General features: G+C 68.1%; 2 protein-coding genes. One reads left to right on the forward strand and one right to left on the reverse strand.

The window, feature by feature from the left end; all coding sequences use genetic code 11:
* Positions 1-342 precede the first annotated feature (342 nt).
* The gene (locus IRZ30_RS15205; protein WP_294086358.1) at positions 343-2,343 is read right to left on the reverse strand and encodes a DnaA N-terminal domain-containing protein; all 2,001 of its coding nucleotides are present in this window, start codon (positions 2,341-2,343) and stop codon (positions 343-345) included.
* 975 nt (positions 2,344-3,318) lie between these two features.
* On the opposite strand from IRZ30_RS15205, the gene IRZ30_RS15210 reads away from it, so the two are divergent.
* Positions 3,319-4,041 carry a hypothetical protein gene (locus IRZ30_RS15210; RefSeq protein WP_294086359.1) on the forward strand — a complete coding sequence of 241 codons (723 nt, stop codon included), beginning with the start codon at positions 3,319-3,321 and terminating at the stop codon, positions 4,039-4,041.
* The last annotated feature ends 1,460 nt before the right edge of the window (positions 4,042-5,501 follow it).

Raw genomic sequence — 5,501 nt, forward strand, 5'->3', positions numbered from 1 at the left:
CGGGCACACGCCACGGCGCCAGAGCCTCCTACCATCACGCCCGTCCGCACCACATCCCGGGCACGGGCCACGGCGCCGAGATCCTTGCCATCCTCGCCACACGCCACGGGCAACGACCCATCACATCCGCGCGAGCCCCCTCGCGACCGGCACGCGCCAACGTGCGAGACCGTCTCGGCAGCCCGGGCTGCCTCAGCACAGCGCTCGAGGTCCCATCGCTCCACTCTGCAGCCCACCATGTGGACCACAGGCGCTCCCGATCGGCGTGACATAAGCGGGCTGCGGAAGAACCTCACTCGCTCCCGACGCCGGGAGAGGGGGCGAGGGGATGAGGTGTGGTCCTCATCCCCTGCCTCTTCCCTCCGCCTCCCCTGACCCGGGAGCTTGGTGTTGTCGGAGCCATTCGCGCGTGACGACCGCGCGCGCCTGCACCGGCGCTCCGAGGATGCGGCCGAGCGCGGCGCAGATCTGAGGCAGCAGCGCCTCCAGACGGCGACACGCGAACGCGCTGGGAGCGCCGATCACGAGTGTGCCGTCTTCGTCCATGCCGAGCAGCGCGGCGGGACGTACCCAGGACTCGAAATTGGCCTGGCTGAGTTCCCGCGCCAGGTCGTCCTGCGCCGCCTCCCAGACCTGGAAGTTCGTCAGTCCACCCGGGAGGACGAAACGTGGCAGCGTCACGGGTGCCGCCGGTGGCGTGGGACGCGCGGGGGCTGGTGGTGCAGGCTCAGGCGCCACCACTGCGGGCCCGTCATCCGCCGGAGCCTCGTCATCCCCCGTGTCCGGCGCCGTGAACTGGACCCGCACCGGGCGGCGCATCGCCTCGCTCAGCTTGCGTGCGACGAGATCGTAGTACTCCGCACCCAGCCGCGCCGCGATCGCCTCGGAAGCGACCGCGACCGTGACTGTCCCGGCCCGGTAGCCCACGATGGCCGAACCGGCGAAGAGCCGCTCCATCTCGGACCGGTCGATCACCTGCGCGAGGAGTCGGAGGACGAACTCCCACGTCCGCCGGCTGCCGGGGCCGTGCGGGAGGGGGAAGTCGGGCGCGTCCGGCGCCACGCCTAGCGACGGCGCCGCCGCAGTGCCCGGCCGAACGGTTTCGCCTTCGCGGGCCCAGCGGCTGAGGATCTCCCGGATCCGCTTGGGCGCGACGAACCGGGATCCGCTGCTGACCGCCTCCCGGATCGCGGCTTCGACCCATGCGCTGCCGCTCGCGCCTGCTCGGCGAGCAGCAGCGTCGAATGCCACTTCAAGCTCCGCCAGAAGTTCGCGCTCGAGCGGCGTGGCAGCCCGCCCGTTGGCTGCTTCGAAGCAGGCGACCACTGCAGCCGTCGGTTCCAGTATCGGACCCGCGCCCGCCGGGCGCTGCAATACGTCGTCATCTTCGCCTCCCGCGGTCTCAGCCATCGCCCCAGACGCGCCAGTGGTGGTCGTAGTAGTGGAAAGATCTTGGTTATACGTAGTGTTGCTCTCATCAACAATCTCCTCCGGACCTTGGTTGGTCTGAGCAGCACTGCCGGCCTCTGGGGCGGTCGAAGCATCGTTGCTCTCGGCAACATCGGCGTCAGAACCACTGTTGCTCTCGCCAACAGCGGGCTGCGAACCAGTGTTGGTGGGTTCAACATTGGTTGTGGGTGGTGCTGGGTCGGTTGTCGTCGTCGGTTCTGCGGGTTCCTCCTTTCCGGCCGCCCGTGACCGGCTGGCATGGCCGGCTCGGGTGCGGGCGGAGTTCCGGGCCTCCTCGCGCTCGACGCGGGCGGCCAGGCGCTGCCAGATCTCCGTCTGACGCACGACGGGGAGGATCTGGTGCCAGACGTTGTCGCGGTCGATCGGGGCAAAGCGGCTGGAGAAGATGCGGCGGATGTACCGGTAAACCGCGCGGTCGCGCGCCGCCAGCTCGACCACGCGGAGGACGTCGTCGACCCCGAGCACGTAGCCCTCGGGGTGGTCCTTGACCCGGTAGAGGTTGTGGGGCACACGCCAGCGGCGGCCGCGCTCGTCCACGCGCACCACCATCTCTTTGCGGATCTCGATCAGGTCGAGCGCGACCAGGATCTTGTTGATGGTGATCAATTCGGCGCGGTCCTCGCCGTAGAAGTCGGCTTCCGCCTGCTGGCTGGGGAAGGCGTAGCCGCGGTGGGGGGACTCCTCCCGGCGGTCGGTCCAGACGGTGTAGGAGTTGAGGAGCCCGACGCCCTTGAGGCCGATGAGAGGGGCGTACTGGGTGATGATGGTGTTCCAGTGCCAGAACCAGCCACGACGGCGGGCATCCTCTCCGCTGCGCTGTGCGGCAGCGGGAGGCGTTGCCTGCTCGGCGGCCTTCGGTCCCTCGTCCGGCACCGGACCCACCTCCCATTGAGAGCGCCCCGCGCGACGACCGATCGCCGGGGCACCCCACTGGCCCTTCCCACCACCCGTACTCTAGCATATCCCACGCGATACCTCAATAGCGAGCGGCAATTACGTGACTATGCGCCGCCGGGCCGATAGCAAGCGATTTCGCACGCATTCGCTTGAATAAAACCGCAACGACAGATGGTCCAGGTCAAGGCGGTGTTGGCGATTCTGCTTGGTGGCTGGGGCGGCGTACGCTTGGGATATTCGGTCCGTCCTGGCAGTAACGAGCGCCGGCAAGGGCGGGGACGGTTAGGAGTGCGGGATGGGATCAAACTCGGTGGATTGACGACGGATGGGTGGATTCGAAAGAGCTGGTCGGCCGCGTGTGGTCATGCGGCCGGGGTCTGCGCTGATGGACTGTGCCCGGGGATGACGCGGTTTGGCGAGGTGGTCGGGGCCGCGTCTGCGGTGGTATGTGCCCGGGGCTAAAGCCGCCGGGCTGAATAATGGGTAAGCCCACTGAAGGGGCTGCGATGGCTACGCGCAGGCGGATCCGATCCGGCAGCCAGCCGGACGTCACATCCCTAGCCCCTTCAGCCGGCTTCGCCTTGTCAGCCCGGTGGCTTTAGCCCCGGGCACTGGCCACGACGCGGGGATCCTATCACCTCGACCAGAGCCATCAGCAGGCTCCAACCGTCGGCCTTTGCTCTAGCAGTCTGTAGGCTTTTCGGGGGAGAGTACCACGGCACCAGACCTGACCGGTTGCAGGGATGTACTTGACTAATCAAGTCAACGGAGCATATGTCACGCACGCCCGTGCAGGCGACGATGCTTCAAGTTCACTTGAACAATCGAAGCGCCTCGCCGCCATCCGGGGAGCGTGCGTCATGAACTTGACGATTGCTGCTTGACGGATTGTCTGTGCGTGTGCCAGAATGGGCGTGTGGCGATAACGGCGCGGCGTCCCGAGGAGTGATGATGGCCGAGGTGATGCTCCCCTACCGGACTGACTGGCGAGCCATGGGTACCCTGCTCGACTACGCCAAGGGAAAGGGGGTCGATCGGGCGACGCTCGAGGCTCGTATGGGCGCCGGGGAGTCGCTCCGCGAGACCCTCAACGCGGCCGAACAGTTGGGACTCGTCACGCGGGACGAGGTCGGCGATGTCCGCCTGACGCCGCAGGGCGAGCGCCTGGCCTACGCCAGCAGCGAGAGTGAGCGCCGCGACGAGCTCGCGCGCGCCATGCTCAGCTACCCTCCGTACGCCATCCCGCTGGAGCGCGCCGTCGCTGAAGAGTTGACCGTGCTCGACGCCCCCTGGGTCGAGCGCGTCTGGCAAGTCGATATGCGGCTCGGCCAGCCCCGGAACCGGGTCGAAGAGGCCCGCACGTTCTTCTTCCGCCTCGCCGATGAAGCCGGCCTCGGCACCTACCGCCGCGGCGTACGTGGCCAGCCGACTCGACTCGACCTCGCCCCTGACGTCGCCGCCCGGCTGGCCTCCCTGCGCGAGCAGAGCCCTGAGCCCGCCGAGCCGACCCCGGCCGCCGTCCCTACATCGCCGGACGTGGGTCCTATCACCCCGGCCGCTGAAGTCCTCCCATCCCGTCCCGGCATCACGCTCTCTGTGACCGTCGATATGTCGGACTGGGACATGGAGAAGATCACTGCCTTCCTCCGCCTCGTCGGCCTGGCGCGGGAGTAAGGCCATACGCTGGAGCGGCGACCCCTGCGACGGGTATGACCCTCGAATCCCGCGGACCCGGATGGTCCGTGCCCGACGCCGGTGAACGTTGACGTTGGCGTCCGCGCACGTCGATCCCTGCCGGCGCATGAAGTCCGACGAACGGATGGGGCCAGGGCGGGGCTGCGTGCCCGGGGATGGGCGGTGTGAGGCTTCCTGGTGTCGCGGTCAAGGTCCGGAGTAGTCCGTGCAAGGATCCCCGCGCCGTGGCGGCTGCCCGGGGCTCAAGCCCCGGGCTGACAACGAAGGCCGGCTGAAGCTGGCTGGGATGGGACTGGCCGTCAGGCGTTGAGTTGCGCCGGGTGGCGCGTGCCCGAGGCCAAAGCCGCCGGGCCAAAAATAGAAAGCCCGCTGAAGGGGCTGCGGTGGCTACGCCCCGGCTGGGCCGATCCCGCAATCCGCCGGTTACAGCGTCCCTAGCCCCCTCAGTGAGAGTCGCCTCCTGGCCCGGTGTCTGTAGCCCCGAGTCCCAGCCGGAAGGTGGACACGGTAGCACCTGTGTCGACGCCTTGCTCCGTCCCAGCCGGCTTCAGCCGGCTTTGCCTTGTCAGCCCGGGGCTTGAGCCCCGGGCATGTGCAACGGCGCGGGGATCCTCATATCACCCATCCCGGACCCTGACCTCGTTGCGAGAACCGTCGCACCACCCGTCCCGGACACGTACGGCGCAGGATCCCGCTCCATGGTCCCTGGACTCAGGTCTCGGCACGGGAACCCTCGCAGCACCCGTCTCAGGAGACACGCAACCATTCGGCGCCATACCAAAGCGGCGGCTCAGGCCGCCGCCCTCCAAAGCCGGCGTTCGCCGGCTGCGGCGCGTGGTCGACAATCACCGGTCCGCCGGCTCACCGTCCTCAGCCTGCTGACGCGAGTTTCGCCTTGTCAGTCCGAGGGGTATGGACTTTGCCAGGAATAATCTCGGATTCCCGCCGCCCAGTTCCCAGCCGGCTTATGGAGTTTGACGAATTACTGTGGTACACGTACCGGTCCGTCGTCTCGTCCTTGTCATCCTGAGCGGAGCCGGCCGGCGCAGGCACGCCGGGCGGCGGAGCGAAGGATCTCGCATCGGAGCGGCCCCGCAGCGGAGAGATCCTTCGCTGCGCCGGGTGCGGCTAGCCGCCGCCCCCGGCTCCGCTCAGGATGACAACGCGGGGAGTCGTGGGCGGCTGGCGGGTAGACACGACTAATTCGTCAAACTCCATCAGCCGGCTTTCGTTGTCAGCCCGGCGGCTTCAGTCCCGGGCACTGGCCGACCGCGTACACTCGCCTAACTCGTCAAACTCCATTGCCTCCGGGCACACGCCAACCGGGAACACCCTATACAATGCGTCAGATCTCATCACCCCACGGACGTGCCACCGCCGTGGTCCCCTTGCATTCGCTCAACGCCGTCACCCCCAGGCACACGCCGACCGCGGACGCG

Source organism: Sphaerobacter sp., from assembly GCF_019683595.1.
In the GTDB taxonomy this organism is placed as follows: Bacteria; Chloroflexota; Chloroflexia; order Thermomicrobiales; family Thermomicrobiaceae; genus Sphaerobacter.